Below are 17792 nucleotides of genomic sequence, written 5' to 3'. Positions count from 1 at the left end.
GACCATGTCTTTGGTACGGCTGGCGCACTCCTGATCGCAGGGTCTGCGCCAGCTTGTGTTCCGGATTGAACCTCTCGTATTAGGAAGGACATCATGGCGGGAAATCTTATTGCGCGGTCTGTTCATGACCTCACGGCAGCAGCCTGGTTTGGCGGCTCGCTGATGGGTGCGGTCGGCCTCAACGGAGCCGCCGCAGAGGCGAAGGACCCGGCCGAGCGGACTCGCCTTTCGAGCCGCGGCTGGATGAAGTGGGCGCCGGTGCAGACGGCTGCCTTCGCAACCCACTTGTTGGCGGATCTGTTCATCGCACTGGAAAACAAGGACCGGATCGCCCAGCAGGAGGGCGTGGCCCGGGACACCATCTACAAGACGGCAGTCACGCTGGCGGGGGCAGCGGTAACCTTGTATGCCGGCGTGCTGGGAAAGAAGGTTGAGAAGCTGTCCGGGGAGGGTGGCGAGGGGGCCACTGAACCCCGGGCTGGCGCTTCGGAGAAGCTTCAGTCGGCGCAGAATCAGCTGAAGGCCCTGCAGTGGACCATCCCCGCCTTTGCCGCCTCGGTCATCGTCCTGGGCGCCAAGCACGGCGAAATGCAGCGGCCCAAGAATGTGTTCAAGGGTCTGCGCTGACCCTGTCCCCAAAACCCAATAGCGGGCGACGGCGGCAGGGCACCAAAGTGCCCGGCCGCCGTCGTGCTTGGTCCCGCCCAGTTGAGGTGGGGTTCTAGGTTGGCTGGCTGTCAGCCGGCGGCAGGTCCGGGTTCATGTCCTGCAGGTGGGGGTCCTCGGCGGTCCACACCTGGATGATCGCCCACGTCACGGCCGCCAGCGGAACGGACAGGACGGCGCCGATGATGCCCGCCAGGATGGTGCCCGCCGTCAGGGCCATGAGAATGACCAGGGCGTGGAGCTGCAGCGATTTACCCATGACGATGGGCTGCAGCAGGTCGCCTTCGAGCTGGTTGACCGCGATCACCACTGCCACCACAATCAGCGCCACCACAGGCCCGTTGGCGACGAGCGCCACCAGGGCGGCGAGGATCCCGGCCACGGTTGCCCCGACCAAGGGAACAAAGGCCCCGATGAACACGATGATGGCCAGCGGGATGGCCAGCGGCACCTGCATGATCAGCAGCGCGGCGCCGATGGCCACGGTATCCACCAGCGCCACGATGGCCGTGCCGCGGACGTAACCGCCAAGGACCTCCAGCGTCCGCTTGCCCACCCGCCGCAGCCTGGCTTCCCGCTCCCCGGAGAAGGGCCGCAGGAGGAAGTTCCAGATCTTCGCGCCGTCCTTGAGGAAGAAGAACAGGATCACCACCATGAGGCTCGCGCCGGCCAGGAACTCCGTCACCGCAGACAGGCCGGTGATGGCGCCTGACCGGACCTGGCTGCTTGTGGCGAACTGGACGGCGCCTTCCCTGGCCTGGTTTAGCTGCTCGCGGTCGATGGGGATCGGGCCGGAGAGGAGGAAGTTCTCAAGTTCGTCGAGCCCCTTGGACGCCTGCTGCACCAGGTCGCCCCACTGGCTGCGGACGGAGAAGTAGATCAGGGTGCCGATGCCGGCCAGGAGCAGCAGCAGGGCCACGAAGGCCACGGCGGTGGCGGCCCCGCCGGGAAGTCCGCGGCGCCGCAGCAGGTTGACGAATGGCCCGATGGCGGCTGCGAGGATCAGCGCAATCAGGACCGGAATGACCAGCAGCCGGATCTGCAGGAGGCCGTACACGGACACGGCCGCCACGGCGAGGACCAGCAGGACCTGGGCGCACCGGATTCCCACCCTTCCCAGGCTGTCGGACCAGAGCTCCCGGGGCGGTTTATGGTCCGGCCGCCGGGTTGCCGACCGTGGCGTGCGCGGGCCGGCCGTTTGCCCTTGAAGCGGATCTTGCTCGGACAGTGGGGCTGTTCGGGCCATCGGAACTCCTCGTTATCAGCGGGCAACGGACACTACCTGGCGTCCCAGTCAGATAGTAAGCCTACTGATGTAACGGATGGCGGCGAAACCCGTTCATCCGGCGGAGCCGTGGGCGTCACAGCTCCGCATTGACGAAACCGACCACAATGGCGGTCCACCAGCACGCCTGTGATATTGCCAGGCACAGGAGCATGTGGACGCGCTGGCCGATCGGCAGGCCGGCAAAAGTGGTGGTTGGCGGCATGACCACAAGGCGGCGCATGAGCGGAATCAGCATGATGCCGTTGAGCATCAGCACGAGAACCGCTCCCAGCTTTACGATCGTCCACGGGTTGCTGACGTTTGGGGCAAGGAAGGCGCCGGTGAGCAGCATTGCTGCGGTCCCGGACCAGATCAGCGGACCGGCGGCGCCGTCGAGCCGGATGGTCTCCGCCAGTTCGCGCTTCCCGATAAGCCACAGGAAGCCGTGCCAGTCCACCAAAAGGATGGCACCAAACGCCAGCACCATCGCCAGGATATGGACGGAGAGGGCCAAAGCGCGCGGCGGGCCGCTGATCGTGACGGACAGCCCCAGCATAACGGACAGCACCCAGGCCACCCCGGCCCCGACGCAGAGAATCCCGACCAGCCGCCGGGATGATTTGTGGGATTTGCGCGGAATCCTACGTCCCGCGGCTGCACTGTATGTCACGGTATGCCTCCAACTGCCTGAAGGATGTGCGAAGGGGCGGAGTGCCGCCGCGAGGTAGACCGCTTCCCTGAGCATCAGACCGAAACCTTGGAAAAACCTTGGGAAAACCCTGTAAAGGCGGCTCGCGTCCCCCAAAAGAGTCCCCCTGTATGGGGGTGCAGCTACTCCCGCAGCCACTCCGCGCAGGAGTTGAGGTTCCGGTGCACGCTGGCCACGGCGGCATCGCCATCGTGGGCTTCGATGGCGTCCACGAGGTCCCCGTGGCCGGCCTGCGGCAGGCCGTTGAAGCCGGGGCGTCGGTGCTGCTTGAGCAGGTCCGCGTGGAACACGTCGCCAAAGCTGACATAGAGCTCGAGGAGGAGGGGGTTGCCGGAGGCCTGCGCCACCCGCTCGTGGAAGCCCCAGTCGGCGGCGGCCCAGCGCGCAAAGTCCTCGACGTTCCAGGCCTCCTCACGCTCGGTGAGCAGCGCGCGCATGGCGGAGACGTCGTCGGCCGTTGCGTGCCTGGCGGCGAGGCGCGCGGCCTGTGTGTCCAGCCCCACGCGGACCTCGAGGACGTGTTCGTCCGTGTGTTCCTTGTAGAGCCGGCGGGCGGCTCCGGAGATTTCGCTCGTGGCGCGGACGTAGGTTCCGTCGCCGCGGCGAACCTCGAGCATCCCGCTGTGGGCCAGGGCCTTGACGGCTTCCCGGAGTGTCCCGCGGGACACGCCGAGCCCGGACATGAGCTCGGTTTCGGAGGGTATGCGCTGCTGCAGCGGCCATTCGCCCGTCTGGATCATTTCGCGGAGTTTGGCGGTGACTTCGTCCGCCAGCGGCGGGCGGTGCGACGTGCTCAGGGTCATGGCGTCCTATTCTTTCATTCCGCGGCGTCGGTTCCGGCGGAGCTGGTTCCCGCTGTGCTCGCGCCGCTGGCGCTCACTCCGCCGGCCCGGCCGCTGCTGAGCAGGTGCGCCACAACGATCTGAACCAGGGCGATGACCAGGAGCAGTGCAAGCGGCAGCGTCCAGCTTCCCGTCGCGCTGTGCAGCAGGCCCATGCCGAACGGACCGACGGTGGCCAGGAGGTAACCGGTGGACTGCGCCAGCGTGGACAGTGCCGTGGTCTCGGCGGTGTTCCGGCCGCTGCGGCTGATGATCACCATCACCAGCGGGAAGATGCCCAGGCCGAAGCCCAGCAGCACCGCCGGAATGACGGCCAGCGGAACGGGAAGCAAGAGGAGCGCGGCAATGCCCGCCGTCATGGTGAGGGTGGCCAGATAGACGGCGGGGCGCAGCATCCGCGGCCGGGAACCGATGGCGATCAGCACCATGCCGGCCGGAACCGAGACCAGCTGCATGATCCCGAACATGACGGCGCTGTCCGCCGGGCTGAGGCCCATGGTGGTGAGCATGTACGGGAACCAGCTGAGCAGCGCATAGGCGAGCAGTGCCTGCAGGGTGAAGATGCCGGTGAGCAGGAGGCCCTTCTTGGTGCGCAGCAGCGGCCAGGGGGAGATGTGTCCGGCTGCTTTCCGGGCCGTGTTGCGGTGGGCGTGCAGCGTCACGGGCAGGAAGCCCAGGAACGCGGACAGGGCCAGGATCCCGATGGTGCCCAGCCCGGCCGACGGCGACCCCAGCACCTGCGAGAGCGGAACCACCAGCACGGCCATGACGGTCGCTCCGCTGGTCATGGTCACCGTGTAGACGGCTGTCATGAGCGATGTGCGCGCGGCGAAGTGCTCCCGGATGAAGGACGGCATGGACACGTTGCAGACAGCCAGGCCGGACATTCCCACCACCGTGCCAACCACCAGCATGCCCGTGGTGGGGATGCCCCGGACCAGCAGCCCGGCTGCCAGCATGCCGAGGGAGAGCAGGATGGCTTTCTCGACGCCGAGCTTCCCGGTCAGCCAGGAGGTGGCGGCTCCGGCCACGGCGAAGCACAGCGTGGGAATGGAGGGGATGAGCGAGGCAACCAGCGGCCCGTAGCCCAGAACCTGCTGCAAATCGTGCAGCAGGGCCGATGCGCCGGTGATGCCGGCCCTCAGGTTAAGGCCGATGAGCACCAGGGCAATGACACCGGCGACGACGGCGGTGCGCGGCTTGGTCGGGTACGTGGCTGCGGTCGGGGGTGCTGAGGAAGTGGTCGCCATCCCCTTAACGTTAGACGTTTGACGTTTGATGTCTAGAACTTTGTGGGGAAACTCTCGCGGGGCTTCCGGACCGGGCATAGACTCGGGCCAGCAGGCGCATTACGCGCAGGAACCCGGCAACGGAAAAGGATGCCGCCCAGCCATGACTGCCGAAGGCCTTGAAACGGAGAAGAAGTACGACGTCGACGACGGCACGTCGCTGCCCGACCTCGCCGCCATTCCCGGTGTGGCCGGCGTGGGCGATCCCCACCAGGCTGAACTGGAAGCCGTCTACTTCGACACCGGGGACCTGGTTCTCGCCTCCCGCCGGATCACGCTGCGGCGACGCAGCGGCGGCGCCGATGCCGGCTGGCATGTAAAGCTGCCGCCAGATGCCGGGGCTGCGGCCGGATCCGGGTCCGCGTCGGAGGAGGGGCCGGGACAACGCCGGGAGATCCACGCCCCGCTGGGCCAGGCCGACGTCGTTCCCGGGAAACTGCTGGCCTACCTGCACGCCTACCTCCGGGGAGCGGATCCCGTGCCCCTGGCCCGCCTGAATACCCGGCGAACCACCCACGCACTCTACGGGGACGACGGTGTGCACCTCGCCGACTTTGTCGATGACGCCGTGGACGCCGAGCTTCTTCAGGGGGCGGGCGGGAAACCCGCAGGCCAGAAGCAGCAGTGGCGCGAATGGGAACTCGAGCTGGTTCACGGCGAGCCGGAGGTGCTCAAGTCGGCAGCAGCGGTCCTGGCCGCGGCCGGGGCCCGGCCGTCAGCGAACGAGTCCAAGCTGCGGCGCGCACTGGGGGCGGCGCCGACAGCTCAAGCCAAGGAAACTGAAGGCACTGGCGTAACTGACGGTACTGTCGCACCTGACGGCGGGGGAAAGCAGCCCGGCGGCAGGAAACCGGGCAAGCAGTGGCCGGCGTCCGCCGTCGTGAGCGCGTACCTGGCCGGGCAGATCAGCGAAATCCTGGCCAACGACGCCCGGGTGCGGCTGGAGGAACCCGATGCGGTGCATGCGATGCGCTCGGCCACCCGGCGCGTCCGGTCGGCCCTCGCGGTCTACCGGAAGCTCTACGGCCGGGGCGCGGTTGGCCGGCTGCGCGACGAGCTCAAGTGGCTGGGCCGGATCCTCGGCACGCCCCGTGACGCCGAAGTCATGCTGGACCGGCTGCGGACGAACACCGGCGAGCTGCCGGCGGGGGAGGGGGCGGACGACGTCAGGCGGCGGATCGAGCGCGAGCTGGGCACCAGGCTGGACGCCGGCTACCGCAAGACGCAGGAAGTGCTCCTCACGGACCGCTACTTCCGGCTCCTCGACGACCTCGAGGACTTCCGTGACCACCCGCCCGTCCTGCCGGCGGCCGGGGCGCCCGCGCGCAAGACCGCCCGCAAGCTGGTGCGCAAGTCCGCCAAGCGGCTGCGCCGCGCCCACAAGGCGGCTGCCCAGGCCAAGGACGGCGCCGGCGACAGGCCCGGCATGGAGCTCAAAGAGGCCACAGCGCACGAAACCGCACTGCACCAGGTCCGGAAGGACGCCAAGCGGCTGCGGCACGCGGCAGAGACCGTCGATCCGCTATTCGGCAAGCGCGCTGCGAAGCTCGCCAAGGCCGCGCACAAGCAGCAGAAAATCCTCGGCGACCACCACGACAGCGTGATGGCGCGGATTTTCCTTGGGAAGCTCGCCGGCGGCCCGGACCTGCCGGAACCGGTTGCCTCGGCCTACGGATCGCTCCTTAAGCGGGAACAGAAGAGCGCCGCCAAGGCCGAAGCCAAGTACCGCAAGGCGCACCGGAAGTCCCGAAAGGCAATCCAGGGCGGAGTGGGATAGGGGGCAGCCGGTGGAAGGGCACGCAGACCGGCCTGCATCGCGCCCGGGGAACACGGTCATCAGCCTGGCCCGCGTGGACGCGGACATGGTGCCTGAGGTGGGCGGCAAGGCTGCCAACCTCGGTGTGCTCCTGGCCGCCGGATTGCCGGTCCCAAGCGGCTTCTGCGTCACCACCGCTGCCTACCGGCGGGTGGCGGCCGCAGCAGGAGTGGAACCATCGGAGCCGGCAGAGCAGACGCGCAGCAGGCTGGCGTCGGCTTCCTTGCCCGGGGACATCGTCGAAGCCATCCTCGCCGCGTACGCTGGTCTGGGCGAGGACACTCCGGTGGCCGTGCGTTCCTCCGCCACGGCCGAGGATCTGCCTGAAGCCAGCTTCGCAGGCCAGTTGGACTCGTACCTCAATGTTGTCGGCGCCGACGCGCTGTTGGATGCGGTCCGCCGCTGCTGGGCCTCCCTGTGGACGGGCCGGGCCGTTGCCTACCGCGCCGATCACGGGATTGCCCAGCGTTCCGTCGGCATCGCCGTCGTTGTTCAGGAAATGGTGGACGCCGGCGTGGCCGGGGTAATGTTCACGGCGAATCCGCTGACCGGCCGGCGCCAGGAAACCGTCATCGACGCCGCGCACGGACTCGGCGAGGCGCTGGTCAGCGGGGCTGTGAACCCGGATCATTTCACGGTCGATGCTGCCACCGGGGAGATCCTCCAGCGCAGCCTGGGTGACAAACTCATCGAAAGCCGGCCGGCACCGGGAGGCGGAACCCGGGTGCTTCGCCGGCAGGATGGCGGAGCGCAGCCGTGCCTGACGGATGAGCAGGTCCGCTCGCTGGCCAGCCTCGGGGCCCGGGTGGAAGTGCTCTACGGGGAACCCCAGGATCTGGAGTGGGCCATCGAACCGCGCGGCGGGATCCGGGTGGTGCAGTCCCGTCCGATCACCACGCTGTTTCCCCTGCCAGGGCCCCGCACCCACGACGACGGCGTCCGGGCTTACCTGTGCGCCAGCCTGCTGCAGGGGCTTACCCGGCCGCTGACACCCATGGGCCTGGCATCCTTCGCGCTGATGAGCGACAGAGCCCGGCCGACAGCCGCCGGGGACGGACCGGGGGCCTACCGGTCCGCCCAGATCGGCATGCGCCTGTTTGTCGATGTCACCCCCATGCTGCGCAGCAAGGGCGGGAGGCGCAGTCTTCAAAGAGCCATGAAAGTGGCCGATGCCAGGTCCGTGGATGTGCTGGCCTATCTGGCTGCAGACCCCCGCTTCAGCCTCACCAAGGCCTCCGGTGCGGCGCTGAAAGCGGGGCTCCGGGCCACGCCGCCCTTTGGCCTGCTTGGGCACGTTCTCGCCGCGATGGCCAGTCCCGCCGCCGCCCTGGACCGGGTCAGGGAATCGGACCATGAGCTGGACCGGATACTGATGTTGCCGGAGCCGGCCTCCGGTGTCCTGCGGCTCGATTTCGTGGAACGCCTCCTCACCAAAGACATCACCCCCGCCGTGATGCGGGTCCTGCCCCCGGCGGCCGCGGGGTATATCTGGCTGGGTCTGGCGCGGCTGCTGCTGGGCCGGCTTGTGCGGGCCGGTGAGCTGCAGGCCGTACTCCGCGGCCTGCCGCACAATGTGACCACCGAAATGGATCTGGAGCTCTGGCGGACGGCCGCCTCGATCCGGGAGGACCCGGAGTCTGTCCGTGCGCTCACCGGGGAAGACCCACAGATGCTCGCCGGCCGCTACACCGAAGGAACACTGCCCGCCGTCTGCCAGGGCGCTCTGCGCGGCTTTCTCGCCACGTATGGACATCGCGCGGTGGCGGAAATTGACCTCGGAGTTCCCCGCTGGGGCGAGGATCCCGCCCACATCATTAACGTCCTGGCCAACTACCTGAGGCTGGCCGACCCGGAGCTCGCCCCTGACCGGCGGTTCCGGCGGGCCGCAGAGCTGGCCGAAGCCAAGGTTGCCGAGCTGGCAGAACGGTCCGCCCGGTCCAGGGGAAGGCCGTTCGGCAGAATCGTTGCCCACAGCCTGCGGCGGGCCCGGGAAACCGCCGGCATGCGCGAGTACCCCAAATTCCGGCTGATAACGGCCTTCGCCGTCCTCCGTCGACAGCTTCAACTGGTAGGCGAGGAACTCGCCGAGGCGGGCCGGATCGCCGTACCGGAGGACGTCTTCTTCCTTGACCTCGCCGAAGCCCGCGTGGCACTGCGCGGCGCGGACCTTCGCGGACCCGTCGCCGAACGCCGCCGGCGCTACGACCGCGAAATGCGGCGCCGGCGCATCCCCCGCCTGCTGCTTTCCGATGGCACCGACGTCGAGGCGGCCATGGGCGCGCAGGCCCGTGCGGCGTCCTCCGCGGACGGGCAGCTGCCGCCGGGAACCCTGGCGGGGACGGCGGCCTCGGCCGGCAGCGTCACAGGCAAAGCCAGGGTGATCCTGGACCCGGCCGGCGCGCACCTGGAGCCGGGCGAAATCCTCGTGGCGCCGTCGACGGACCCGGGGTGGACGCCGCTGTTCATGACTGCCGCGGCACTGGTCATGGAAATGGGCGGACCCATTTCCCACGGTGCCGTGGTGGCGCGCGAATACGGAATTCCCGCCGTCGTCGGCGTCCCGGACGCAACCACGCGGATTCAAACCGGGGACACCGTGACAGTGGACGGAGCCGCGGGGACGATTGTGGTGGACGCGGAGAGGCAGGAGAACCCGTGAGCACTTTCGTTCTTGTCCCGGGCGCCGGGGGAGTCGGGTGGTACTGGCACCGGCTGGTGCCCGAGCTGGAACGGCTGGGGCACCAGGCCATAGCGGTGGACATCCGCGAGGACGATCCCCGCCTGGGACTGCAGGACTACGCCGACACCGTCCTCGCGGCCATCGGGGATCGCCGCACTGTGGTGCTCGTGGGCCAATCCCTGGGCGCCTTCACCGTCCCCGTTGTCGCGGCGCGGGTGCCGGTGGAGCTAATCGTCCTGCTCAATCCGATGGTGCCTCTTCCGGGTGAGACGCCCGGCGATTGGTGGGAGGCCACCGGCCAGCCCCAGGCCCGCGAGCTCAATGACAGGCTGAACGGGCGCACCGGCGACTTCGATGAGCGCGTGCATTTCCTGCACGACGTTCCCCCGGAGGTGATCGCCGCGGGCGCCGGCGAGCAGCGCGCTCCATCCGACACACCGTTCGGCCAGCCCTGCGGGATCGACCGCTGGCCCGACGTGCCCACCAGGGTGCTGGTGGGCCGCGATGACCGCTTTTTCCCCGTGGACTTTCAACGCCGCGTGGTCCGGACCCGGCTCGGCCTGGAAATTGACGAAATCCCGGGCGGGCACCTGGTCGCCCTGAGCAACCCGGCTGAACTCGCAGGCCGGCTGGATGGCTTTGCCCGCGGATCCCTGTGACACCGCGGATCCCGGTGTCAGAGCGGATCCCTGTGACAGAGCGAATCCCTGTGACAGAGCAGTGAACCGGCTTAGCCGGTGTGCCGGGCGCCAAGCCGGGCAACTGCAAGGGCGAGCCACAGCTGCACCCGGTCGGCGGTGACGGAGGGGTCGTACCCGGTGAGTTCGGTGATCTGGGCCAGCCGGTAGCGGACCGTGTTCCGGTGCAGGGTGAGCGCCTCGGCGACCGCGGCAACGGAGCCGTTGTTGTTCAGGTAGCTCTCCAGCGTGGCCATCAGCTCGGCGCCGTGGGCGGCATCGAAGCTCCGGAGCGGGTCCAGCGATTCGTTGGCCATGTCCGCCAGCGGCACGTCCTCGCTGGCCAGGAGCAGGGAGGTCAGGCTGAGCCGTTCGGGCTCGTTCACCGGCAGCCCGTGGCTGGCGGCGTCACGCGCCTCGAAGTAGCTCCAGCGCAGGCCGTTCGGCTTGGTGTATGCGCCGCCGATGCCGATGGTGGCGTGGATGCCAGCTTCGGCGAGGTGGTCGCTGAGGCTCCTGGCCAACGCCGTGGCGCCGCGGCCGTCGTCGGGCACCACCGTGACCAGGTCCTTTCCTACGACGGCGGTCACCGCGTTCTCCAGCGACTGCGGCAGCGATGAGCTGACCAGCTGCTTGTGGTGCGCCTCGGATCCGGCCAGAATCACCACGTTTTTGCGCGTGCTGTTGATGCCCGTCCCGGCGAGGCGGCGCTGGGCCTCGCTGGGGTCCAGGGTTCCGTGGATCACGTCCTCGAGCACCTGCCCGCAGAGCGCCCGCTCCGCCTGGCGCTGTTTGACCATGTTGTTGAGTTCCACGCTGATGAGGTTCTGCGCGTAGCCGATGATGCCGGAATCCTCGAAGGGCTGCTTCACCCAGAGCGTGCACGCGTCGCGGCGCCCGGTGGGAATGGGATAGGTGGTCCAGGAGTCGGCAGTCGGCGGCTCGCTGCCGCTGTTGTACAGCTGGGCGGTGAACTGGGTGAGCGCGATCTCGGTGCGGAGCATGCCGCCCAGGTGCCGCAGGAGCTCGGCGAGGCCGCCGCCGGTCAGCAGCGCACGGGCCAGGATCTGGTGCCCGGCGATGAGACGCTCAAGCTTCGAATAGTGGTCCGCGGACTGCGCGTCGGCCACGAGTTTGCTGATGGCGATGAACGGGGTGCCGTACGGCACTTCGACTACGGGCAGCCCCCAGCGGTTCGCCTCCGCGATCAAAGCCGGGGGGACGGCTTCGTGCGAGAGCCCCACTCCGAAGCCGATCCCGACGGCGCCGGCGCGCTGGACCTGGCGCACGAAGCGGCGCTGTTCGGGCGCAGTTTTCATCCGCAGCCCGGTGGTCAGCACCAGTTCGCCGCCGTTGAGGAAGCGCTGCGGGTCCTCCAGTTCCGTGACCGCAACCCAGCGGATGTCCTGGTGGGAAGTGGTCTCCGCAAGGCTGGATTTCTTGAGTCCCAGAGACTGCACGGCCAGCAGCGCCGCGAGGGAAATTGCCATGGATCAAGGGTAGCGGGATGCTGGCCGATCGCACTAAAGCACCGGTTCAAGGGTGTGCAGGTGGCTATTCCCCGCGGTGTCGGGCTGGAATAGGCTCGAGTCAGCCGCATCACACCATTCAGGACGAAAGAGGTTGTACACCGTGGTTCAGACCTTGCAAAACTTCATCAACGGAGAGTTCGTCACGCCTGCAGGCACGGGCCTGCTCGACATCGTGAACCCCGTGACCGGGGACGTGGTGGCCAAGTCGCCCGTTTCCGTGGAGGCTGACGTCGACGCCGCCATGGCCGCCGCCAAGGACGCCTTCAAGACCTGGAAGCACGTGACCCCCGGGCAGCGGCAGCTCATGCTGCTCAAGCTCGCCGACGCCATCGAGGCCAACAGCGACGAACTCGTCGATGCCCAGCACCGCAACACCGGCCAGGTCCGTTCCCTGATCGCGTCCGAGGAAGTGGCGGCAGGCGCCGACCAGCTGCGGTTCTTCGCCGGTGCCGCCCGCATTCTCGAAGGCAAGTCCGCCGGTGAGTACTTTGAGGGCCACACCTCCTTCGTCCGCCGCGAGCCGATCGGCGTCGTGGCCCAGGTGGCACCGTGGAACTACCCGTTCCTGATGGCCATCTGGAAGATCGGCCCTGCGCTCGCAGCCGGCAACACGGTGGTCCTGAAGCCCTCCGACACCACGCCCGAATCCACCCTGGTCCTGGCGCGCCTGGCCGCGGACATCCTGCCGGCCGGCGTCCTGAACGTCATCCTCGGCACCGGCGAAACCGGTGCGCTGATGGTGGAGCACAAGGTCCCGGGCCTCGTGTCCATCACCGGCTCCGTGCGCGCCGGCATCGCCGTCGCTTCGGGCGCCGCGAAGGGCCTCAAGCGCGCGCACCTGGAACTGGGCGGCAAGGCCCCGGCCATCGTCTTCAAGGACGCCGACATCAAGAAGAGCGCCGCGGCCATCGCCGAGTTCGCGTTCTTCAACGCCGGCCAGGACTGCACGGCCATCACCCGTGTCCTGGTGGAGGACTCGGTGCACGACGACGTCGTCGCCGCCATGGTGGAACACACCAAGACCCTGCACACCGGCTCCCAGAACGACGAAGACAACTACTTCGGCCCGCTGAACAACGTCAACCACTTCAAGGCGGTCAGCGCCGTCGTCGATTCGCTGCCGGCGAACTGCCGGATCGAAACCGGCGGCCACCGCGCGGGGGAGAAGGGGTTCTTCTTCGAGCCCACCATCATCACCGGCGCCAAGCAGACGGACGACATCGTGCAGAAGGAAACGTTCGGCCCGGTCATCACCGTGCAGAAGTTCAGCACGGAACAGGAAGCGGTGGAGCTGGCCAACGACGTCGAGTATGCCCTGGCCTCCAGCGTCTGGACGTCCGACCACGGCACGGCCATGCGGCTGAGCCGCGACCTTGACTTCGGTGCGGTCTGGATCAACACGCACATTCTCCTCACCGCCGAAATGCCCCACGGCGGCTTCAAACAGTCCGGCTACGGCAAGGACCTCTCCATGTACGGCGTCGAGGACTACACGCGCATCAAGCACGTCATGTCCGCACTGGATGCCTAACCGGGCCCGTTGGTTGAGCTAGTCGAAACCCCCGGAATCGTAGAAAGAAAAGAAACCCCATGACCACCACCGCCAACGAAATCACCTACCGCCTCGAGCAGAAGCGCCGCGTCCAGGCCGACTTCCCGGGCCCCAAGTCGGTGGCCCTCACCGAACGCCGCAAGGCAGTCGTCGCCGCCGGTGTCGCCTCCAGCGTTCCGGTCTACGTCGCGGACGCCGACGGCGGCATCATCCACGACGTCGACGGCAACTCCTTCATCGACCTCGGCTCGGGCATCGCGGTGACGAGCGTCGGTGCGTCCGACCCCGCCGTCGTCGGTGCCGTGAAGGAGGCCGTGGAGCACTTCACCCACACCTGCTTCATGGTCACCCCCTACGAGGGCTACGTCGCCGTCGCCGAGCAGCTGAACAAGCTCACCCCCGGCACCCACGAGAAGCGCACCGTCCTCTTCAACTCGGGCGCCGAAGCCGTGGAAAACGCCATCAAGGTGGCCCGCCTGGCCACCGGCCGGGACGCCGTCGTCGCTTTCGACCACGCGTACCACGGCCGCACCAACCTGACCATGGCGCTGACCGCCAAGGCCATGCCGTACAAGACCAACTTCGGCCCGTTCGCGCCCGAGGTCTACCGCATGCCGATGAGCTACCCGTTCCGTGAAGAAAACCCGCAGATCACCGGTGCCGAAGCCGCCAAGCGGGCCATTACCGCGATCGAGAAGCAGATCGGCGGCGACCAGGTGGCCGCCATCATCATCGAACCGATCCAGGGCGAGGGCGGCTTCATCGTCCCGGCCGAAGGCTTCCTGCCGGCGCTGTCCGCCTGGGCCAAGGAAAAGGGCATCGTCTTCATCGCCGACGAGGTCCAGTCCGGCTTCTGCCGCACCGGTGAATGGTTTGCCGTGGACCACGAGGGCATCGTTCCGGACATCATCACCATGGCCAAGGGCATCGCCGGCGGCATGCCGCTGTCCGCCATCACCGGGCGCGCAGACCTGCTCGACGCCGTCCACCCCGGCGGCCTCGGCGGCACCTACGGCGGCAACCCGGTGGCATGCGCCGCCGCCCTGGCCTCCATCGGTTCCATGCAGGAGTACGACCTCAGCGCCCGCGCCAAGCACATCGAGGAGCTGTCCTTCGGCAAGCTGCGCGAACTTGCAGCTGCGCTTCCGGGTGGCGCCGGAGGTTCCGTGATCGGCGACATCCGCGGACGCGGCGCCATGCTGGCCATCGAGCTGGTCCAGGCCGGTTCGAAGGAACCCAACCCGGAGCTCACCAAGGCCGTTGCCGCCGCCTGCCTCAAGGAAGGCGTCATCATCCTCACCTGCGGAACCTACGGCAACGTCATCCGCCTGCTGCCCCCGCTGGTGATCAGCGACGAGCTGCTGCTGGACGGGCTGGAGGTCCTCGCCACGGCCATCAGGGCCAACGCGTAATTCGCGCTTTGATAAACGCACGACGACGGCGGGCCGGGTACCGAAAGGTGCCCGGCCCGCCGTCGTTTTCGCCGCCGTCGTACTCTGCTTTGTGTCCCGGCCCATGCTTCCCATCCTCCGGCCGGAGAGCCGCGGTAGAGTCATCTCACCACTGCACTTCACGCCGCAGGCCGGGGAGCGCCGCCGGGAGCCGGGCATCGGTCTGCACTACCCAAAGAGGGGTTTCGCATGCGATACGTAGTCGGCTACACACCCACCGAGCGCGGCGCAGACGCCGTTGCCCTGGGCACGTCACTGGCCTTGGCCCAGGGCGCCGAACTGGATCTGGTCTATGTGGTGAAGCCGGGCACTCCCTACGTGGCACTGAACCCGGAGGGCAGCCGGGTCAGCGCCGCGGAGCAGGAGGTGCTGACGGCGGAGCGGGAGGGCCTGGCACTGGTTCCGGAAGGGTTGCCCGCGAAATTCCATGTGCGTGAGGCCGATTCCTTCGCCGGCGGTCTCATCGACGCGGCGGTGGAGTTCGAAGCCGGGCTCATCGCTGTGGGCGCCGCCAGCACCGGCCTGTTCAAGCGCTACTCAGTGGGGTCAGTGGCCAACGCGCTGCTGCACGCCTCGCCCGTACCGGTGGCACTCGCGCCGCGCGGCTACCAGCGGACAGCACCCGTTACCCGCCTTACCCTGGCCGTGGGGCAGCGGGCCGGCGCCGAGGCTGCAATCGAGACCGCCATCAGGGCAGCGAAGCGGCGGGGTGTGCCGCTGCGGCTGGTGTCGCTGGTGGAGCTCGACGCCGCCGGTGACGCCGGTGAGGCGATCAACGCGGCACACATCCACGCCAACACCGTCCTGACGGCGGCGTCGGGGAAGGTGCCGGCCGGGCACGAGGTCGGCGTGGCTGTAGCGCATGGCCGCACGATCGAGGAAGCCATCGACGGACTCGAATGGGACGACGGCGAGATCCTCATCGTCGGGTCCTCGCGCCTGGCCGAGAGGAACCGCATGTTCCTAGGCAGCACGGCCAACAAGGTCCTGCGCGCGCTGCCGGTGCCCATGGTGGTTGTGCCGCGCGACTACGACCGCTCCGACTCGGCACCCTGACCGCGGGGCTTAAGTGTTCGTTCGCGCTTCCCTGCGGGCGAGCCGTTTGGCCGCTGAACTCTTGCGCGTCGCGGCCAGCATGTCCACGGTGAGCACCAGCAGGGCAAGCCACACGACGCCGAAGCCGATCCACCGGTCCAGCGTCATGGCCTCGCGGAACACCACCAGGGCAACAATGAACTGCAACACGGGGGCGAAGTACTGCAGCAGCCCGATGGTGGTCATCGGCAGCCGGCGGGCCGAAGCACCGAAGAACAGCAGCGGCACGGCCGTGATGACGCCCGATGCCAAAAGCAGCCAGAAGTGCCCGGGGCCGTGGGTGGTTAGCGACGCCGTGCCGCTCACCGCGAGGAAAATTATGGTGGCCGCGGCCAGGGGAGCGAGGACGATCGTCTCCACGGTGAGGCTGGTGATGGCGTCGGCACGCGGCCCCACCCGCTTCTTCACGAAGCCGTACAGGCCGAAGCTGACGGCCAGGGTCAGGGCGATCCAGGGCAGCTTGCCGTAAGACACGGTGAGCACCCCCACGGCGATGAAACCGATTCCGACCGCGGCCCACTGCAGCGGCCGGAGCGTCTCCTTCAGGACGAACACGCCGAGCAGGACCGATACGAGCGGGTTGATGAAGTACCCAAGCGAGGCCTCGACTGCCTGCCCGGTGGTGACGCCGTAGGTATACGTCAGCCAGTTCACCGCGATGAGGCCGGCGGCGGCCGCCAGGGTCCACAGCACGGAGCGGTTCCGCAGGGCAGCGCCCAGGACGCGCCACGCCCGGGTCACCGTGATCAGGAGGGCACAGAAGATCAGGGACCACACCACCCGGTTGGCCACGATTTCCACCGCACCGGCCGGCTGCAGAACGAAGAAGTACAGCGGAAGCAGCCCCCACAGCCCGTAGGCGCCGATGCCGAAGAGGATTCCCGCCGTCGTCTCCTTGTCCACGGCTTTGGGTGCGCCAGGCAAACTGCCGGCGCCAGGCTTGCCGGATGCCCCGGGAGTGGTCATGCCCGAGGGCGCGGCGCCGGGTGAAGGGACAGTCGGAAGAGCGGAGGAGACGGATCCGTCGGGGTTAGGCACAAGACCCATAACACCATCTTAGGGAGCGGTATTCCGTGCCCACGGCCCAGTGGGTGCCTGCCGAAGCAATTTAGTCAGTAGGCTTGCCATTATGAGTACGACTCACCGCCGGGCGACGGCCCGATGAGGCTCCGCCACAGCAATGCTTCCGGCCGAGGCTACCGCCGGGTGCGGGCCGGCTCCGGGTTCAGTTACAGGGACCTGGACGGGTCCACGCTGCCGCCGGGACCGGTCCGGGACCGGCTGGAAAGCATCGGCATTCCGCCCGCCTGGACAGACGTGTGGATAGCGCCGTTCGAGAACGGGCACATCCAGGCCACGGGGCTGGACGCCGTGGGCCGCCGGCAGTACATCTACCATCCGGAGTGGCGCGAACGGAAAGACCGCGTGAAATTCGACCGCGCGCTCCAGCTCGCCGAATCGCTGCCCACCGCCAGGCGGCTGGTCACCATTGATCTGAGGTCCGACGGCGTCACCCGCCAGCGCGTTTTGGCCGCGGCTTTCAGAATGCTGGACAGTGGCTCCCTGCGGGTGGGCTCGGAAAGGTACACGAACGAAAACGGCAGCCACGGACTCGCCACCCTGCTCTGCGCCCACGTCCGGGTCCGCAAGGAATGCCTGTTCCTCAGTTTCCCGGCCAAGAGCGGCAAAACCTGGGAGTCCCGCATCGATGACCCGGACCTGGCACCGCTGGCCCAGGCCTTGAAGCGGCGCGGCGGCAACGCGCGGCTGCTGGCCTACAAGAACGGCCGCACGTGGCACCCGGTGACCAGCGCCGACATCAACGGCTACGTCAAGGAACGCACGGGCGACGACTTCACCGCGAAGGACTTCCGGACCCTGCGTGGCACCGCTGCGGCCGCCGTCAGCCTGGCCCGGAGCGGGCCGCAGAAAACCGAGGCAAAGAGGAAGCGGGCCATCAGCGTCGCCATGATGGAGGCGGCGGCGGTGCTGGGAAACACGCCGGCGATCGCCCGCAAGAGCTATGTGGACCCCCGGCTGCTGGACCACTTCGCGGCTGGCGAGACCATCGACCCCAAGCGGCTGGACTCGGCGGAATCGGAACTCCGGGCGCTGCTGTACCGCGAGGGTGATGTGGTGGCGCTGCGCAAGAGCGGTTGACGCTGGCCGGGCCGGCCAGGCCGCGGGCCGTCACGCACCGCCGTGCGCCGTCACGG

Annotated in this window: 14 protein-coding genes; 8 read left to right on the top strand and 6 right to left on the bottom strand. The window is 68.2% G+C overall.

Annotated features, from left to right (window positions below; all coding sequences use genetic code 11):
- Positions 1-93 precede the first annotated feature (93 nt).
- On the top strand, positions 94-627 hold the full coding sequence (locus ABRP34_RS08065; RefSeq protein WP_003804196.1) for a hypothetical protein: 534 nt from the start codon (positions 94-96) through the stop codon (positions 625-627).
- 94 nt (positions 628-721) lie between these two features.
- Here ABRP34_RS08065 and ABRP34_RS08060 read toward each other — a convergent pair whose 3' ends face one another.
- The 4 genes from ABRP34_RS08060 to ABRP34_RS08045 all read right to left on the bottom strand — a co-directional run bounded on the left by ABRP34_RS08060 (position 722) and on the right by ABRP34_RS08045 (position 4734).
- Complete coding sequence (locus tag ABRP34_RS08060; protein ID WP_353712804.1) at positions 722-1912, bottom strand: AI-2E family transporter; 1191 nt, start codon at positions 1910-1912, stop codon at positions 722-724.
- Positions 1913-2027: 115 nt separating this feature from the next.
- Positions 2028-2603, bottom strand: a complete 576-nt coding sequence (locus tag ABRP34_RS08055) for a hypothetical protein (protein WP_314191675.1) — start codon at positions 2601-2603, stop codon at positions 2028-2030.
- Positions 2604-2764: 161 nt separating this feature from the next.
- On the bottom strand, positions 2765-3445 hold the full coding sequence (locus tag ABRP34_RS08050; protein ID WP_353712803.1) for a FadR/GntR family transcriptional regulator: 681 nt from the start codon (positions 3443-3445) through the stop codon (positions 2765-2767).
- Between the two features lie 14 nt (positions 3446-3459).
- A complete protein-coding gene (locus tag ABRP34_RS08045; protein WP_353712802.1) occupies positions 3460-4734 on the bottom strand; it encodes an MFS transporter in 1275 nt (424 codons plus the stop codon).
- Positions 4735-4876: 142 nt separating this feature from the next.
- Here ABRP34_RS08045 and ABRP34_RS08040 point away from each other — a divergent pair, with 142 nt between their 5' ends.
- From ABRP34_RS08040 to ABRP34_RS08030, 3 genes are read left to right on the top strand one after another with little or no spacing between them, the layout of a single operon-like run.
- Complete coding sequence (locus tag ABRP34_RS08040; RefSeq protein ID WP_353712801.1) at positions 4877-6550, top strand: CYTH and CHAD domain-containing protein; 1674 nt, start codon at positions 4877-4879, stop codon at positions 6548-6550.
- A 10-nt stretch (positions 6551-6560) separates the two neighbouring features.
- Positions 6561-9248: a PEP/pyruvate-binding domain-containing protein gene (locus ABRP34_RS08035; RefSeq protein ID WP_353712800.1), complete on the top strand. Its 2688-nt coding sequence runs from the start codon at positions 6561-6563 to the stop codon at positions 9246-9248.
- The gene (locus tag ABRP34_RS08030; protein WP_353712799.1) at positions 9245-9928 is read left to right on the top strand and encodes an alpha/beta hydrolase; all 684 of its coding nucleotides are present in this window, start codon (positions 9245-9247) and stop codon (positions 9926-9928) included. The genes ABRP34_RS08035 and ABRP34_RS08030 overlap by 4 nt, the downstream gene beginning before the upstream one ends.
- 71 nt (positions 9929-9999) lie before the next feature.
- On the opposite strand, the gene ABRP34_RS08025 is transcribed toward ABRP34_RS08030, so the two are convergent.
- Positions 10000-11436 carry a PucR family transcriptional regulator ligand-binding domain-containing protein gene (locus ABRP34_RS08025; protein WP_353712798.1) on the bottom strand — a complete coding sequence of 479 codons (1437 nt, stop codon included), beginning with the start codon at positions 11434-11436 and terminating at the stop codon, positions 10000-10002.
- Positions 11437-11578: 142 nt separating this feature from the next.
- Here ABRP34_RS08025 and ABRP34_RS08020 point away from each other — a divergent pair, with 142 nt between their 5' ends.
- From ABRP34_RS08020 to ABRP34_RS08010, 3 genes are all read left to right on the top strand, one after another.
- Positions 11579-13009 (top strand): aminobutyraldehyde dehydrogenase, encoded by a 1431-nt coding sequence (locus ABRP34_RS08020; protein ID WP_003804216.1) that lies wholly within the window; start codon positions 11579-11581, stop codon positions 13007-13009.
- A gap of 59 nt (positions 13010-13068) precedes the next feature.
- Entirely contained in the window at positions 13069-14442 is a 1374-nt protein-coding gene (gabT, locus tag ABRP34_RS08015) for a 4-aminobutyrate--2-oxoglutarate transaminase (RefSeq protein WP_353712797.1), read from the top strand.
- 228 nt (positions 14443-14670) lie between these two features.
- Positions 14671-15537: a universal stress protein gene (locus tag ABRP34_RS08010; protein WP_353712796.1), complete on the top strand. Its 867-nt coding sequence runs from the start codon at positions 14671-14673 to the stop codon at positions 15535-15537.
- Between the two features lie 9 nt (positions 15538-15546).
- On the opposite strand, the gene rarD is transcribed toward ABRP34_RS08010, so the two are convergent.
- Positions 15547-16623, bottom strand: coding sequence for an EamA family transporter RarD (rarD, locus tag ABRP34_RS08005; protein ID WP_353712795.1), 1077 nt, complete (start codon positions 16621-16623; stop codon positions 15547-15549).
- Positions 16624-16737: 114 nt separating this feature from the next.
- Here rarD and ABRP34_RS08000 point away from each other — a divergent pair, with 114 nt between their 5' ends.
- Positions 16738-17736, top strand: coding sequence for a DNA topoisomerase IB (locus ABRP34_RS08000; RefSeq protein WP_353712794.1), 999 nt, complete (start codon positions 16738-16740; stop codon positions 17734-17736).
- Positions 17737-17792: the final 56 nt, after the last annotated feature.

Origin of the sequence: Arthrobacter sp. K5 (genome assembly GCF_040448525.1) — a bacterium.
Taxonomy (GTDB): domain Bacteria; phylum Actinomycetota; class Actinomycetes; order Actinomycetales; family Micrococcaceae; genus Arthrobacter; species Arthrobacter globiformis.
Note: the sequence above shows the minus strand (reverse complement) of the source record. Positions and strands in the feature narration are given on the sequence as shown.

What these genes read in the sequence shown, in the direction of transcription:
- ABRP34_RS08000 (WP_353712794.1), top strand. Translation starts at nt 16,738, where the DNA reads ATGAGGCTCCGCCACAGCAATGCTTCCGGCCGAGGCTACCGCCGGGTG.
- ABRP34_RS08045 (WP_353712802.1), bottom strand. Translation starts at nt 4,734, where the DNA reads ATGGCGACCACTTCCTCAGCACCCCCGACCGCAGCCACGTACCCGACC.
- ABRP34_RS08025 (WP_353712798.1), bottom strand. Translation starts at nt 11,436, where the DNA reads ATGGCAATTTCCCTCGCGGCGCTGCTGGCCGTGCAGTCTCTGGGACTC.
- ABRP34_RS08065 (WP_003804196.1), top strand. Translation starts at nt 94, where the DNA reads ATGGCGGGAAATCTTATTGCGCGGTCTGTTCATGACCTCACGGCAGCA.
- ABRP34_RS08040 (WP_353712801.1), top strand. Translation starts at nt 4,877, where the DNA reads ATGACTGCCGAAGGCCTTGAAACGGAGAAGAAGTACGACGTCGACGAC.
- ABRP34_RS08010 (WP_353712796.1), top strand. Translation starts at nt 14,671, where the DNA reads ATGCGATACGTAGTCGGCTACACACCCACCGAGCGCGGCGCAGACGCC.
- rarD (WP_353712795.1), bottom strand. Translation starts at nt 16,623, where the DNA reads ATGGGTCTTGTGCCTAACCCCGACGGATCCGTCTCCTCCGCTCTTCCG.
- ABRP34_RS08060 (WP_353712804.1), bottom strand. Translation starts at nt 1,912, where the DNA reads ATGGCCCGAACAGCCCCACTGTCCGAGCAAGATCCGCTTCAAGGGCAA.
- gabT (WP_353712797.1), top strand. Translation starts at nt 13,069, where the DNA reads ATGACCACCACCGCCAACGAAATCACCTACCGCCTCGAGCAGAAGCGC.
- ABRP34_RS08050 (WP_353712803.1), bottom strand. Translation starts at nt 3,445, where the DNA reads ATGACCCTGAGCACGTCGCACCGCCCGCCGCTGGCGGACGAAGTCACC.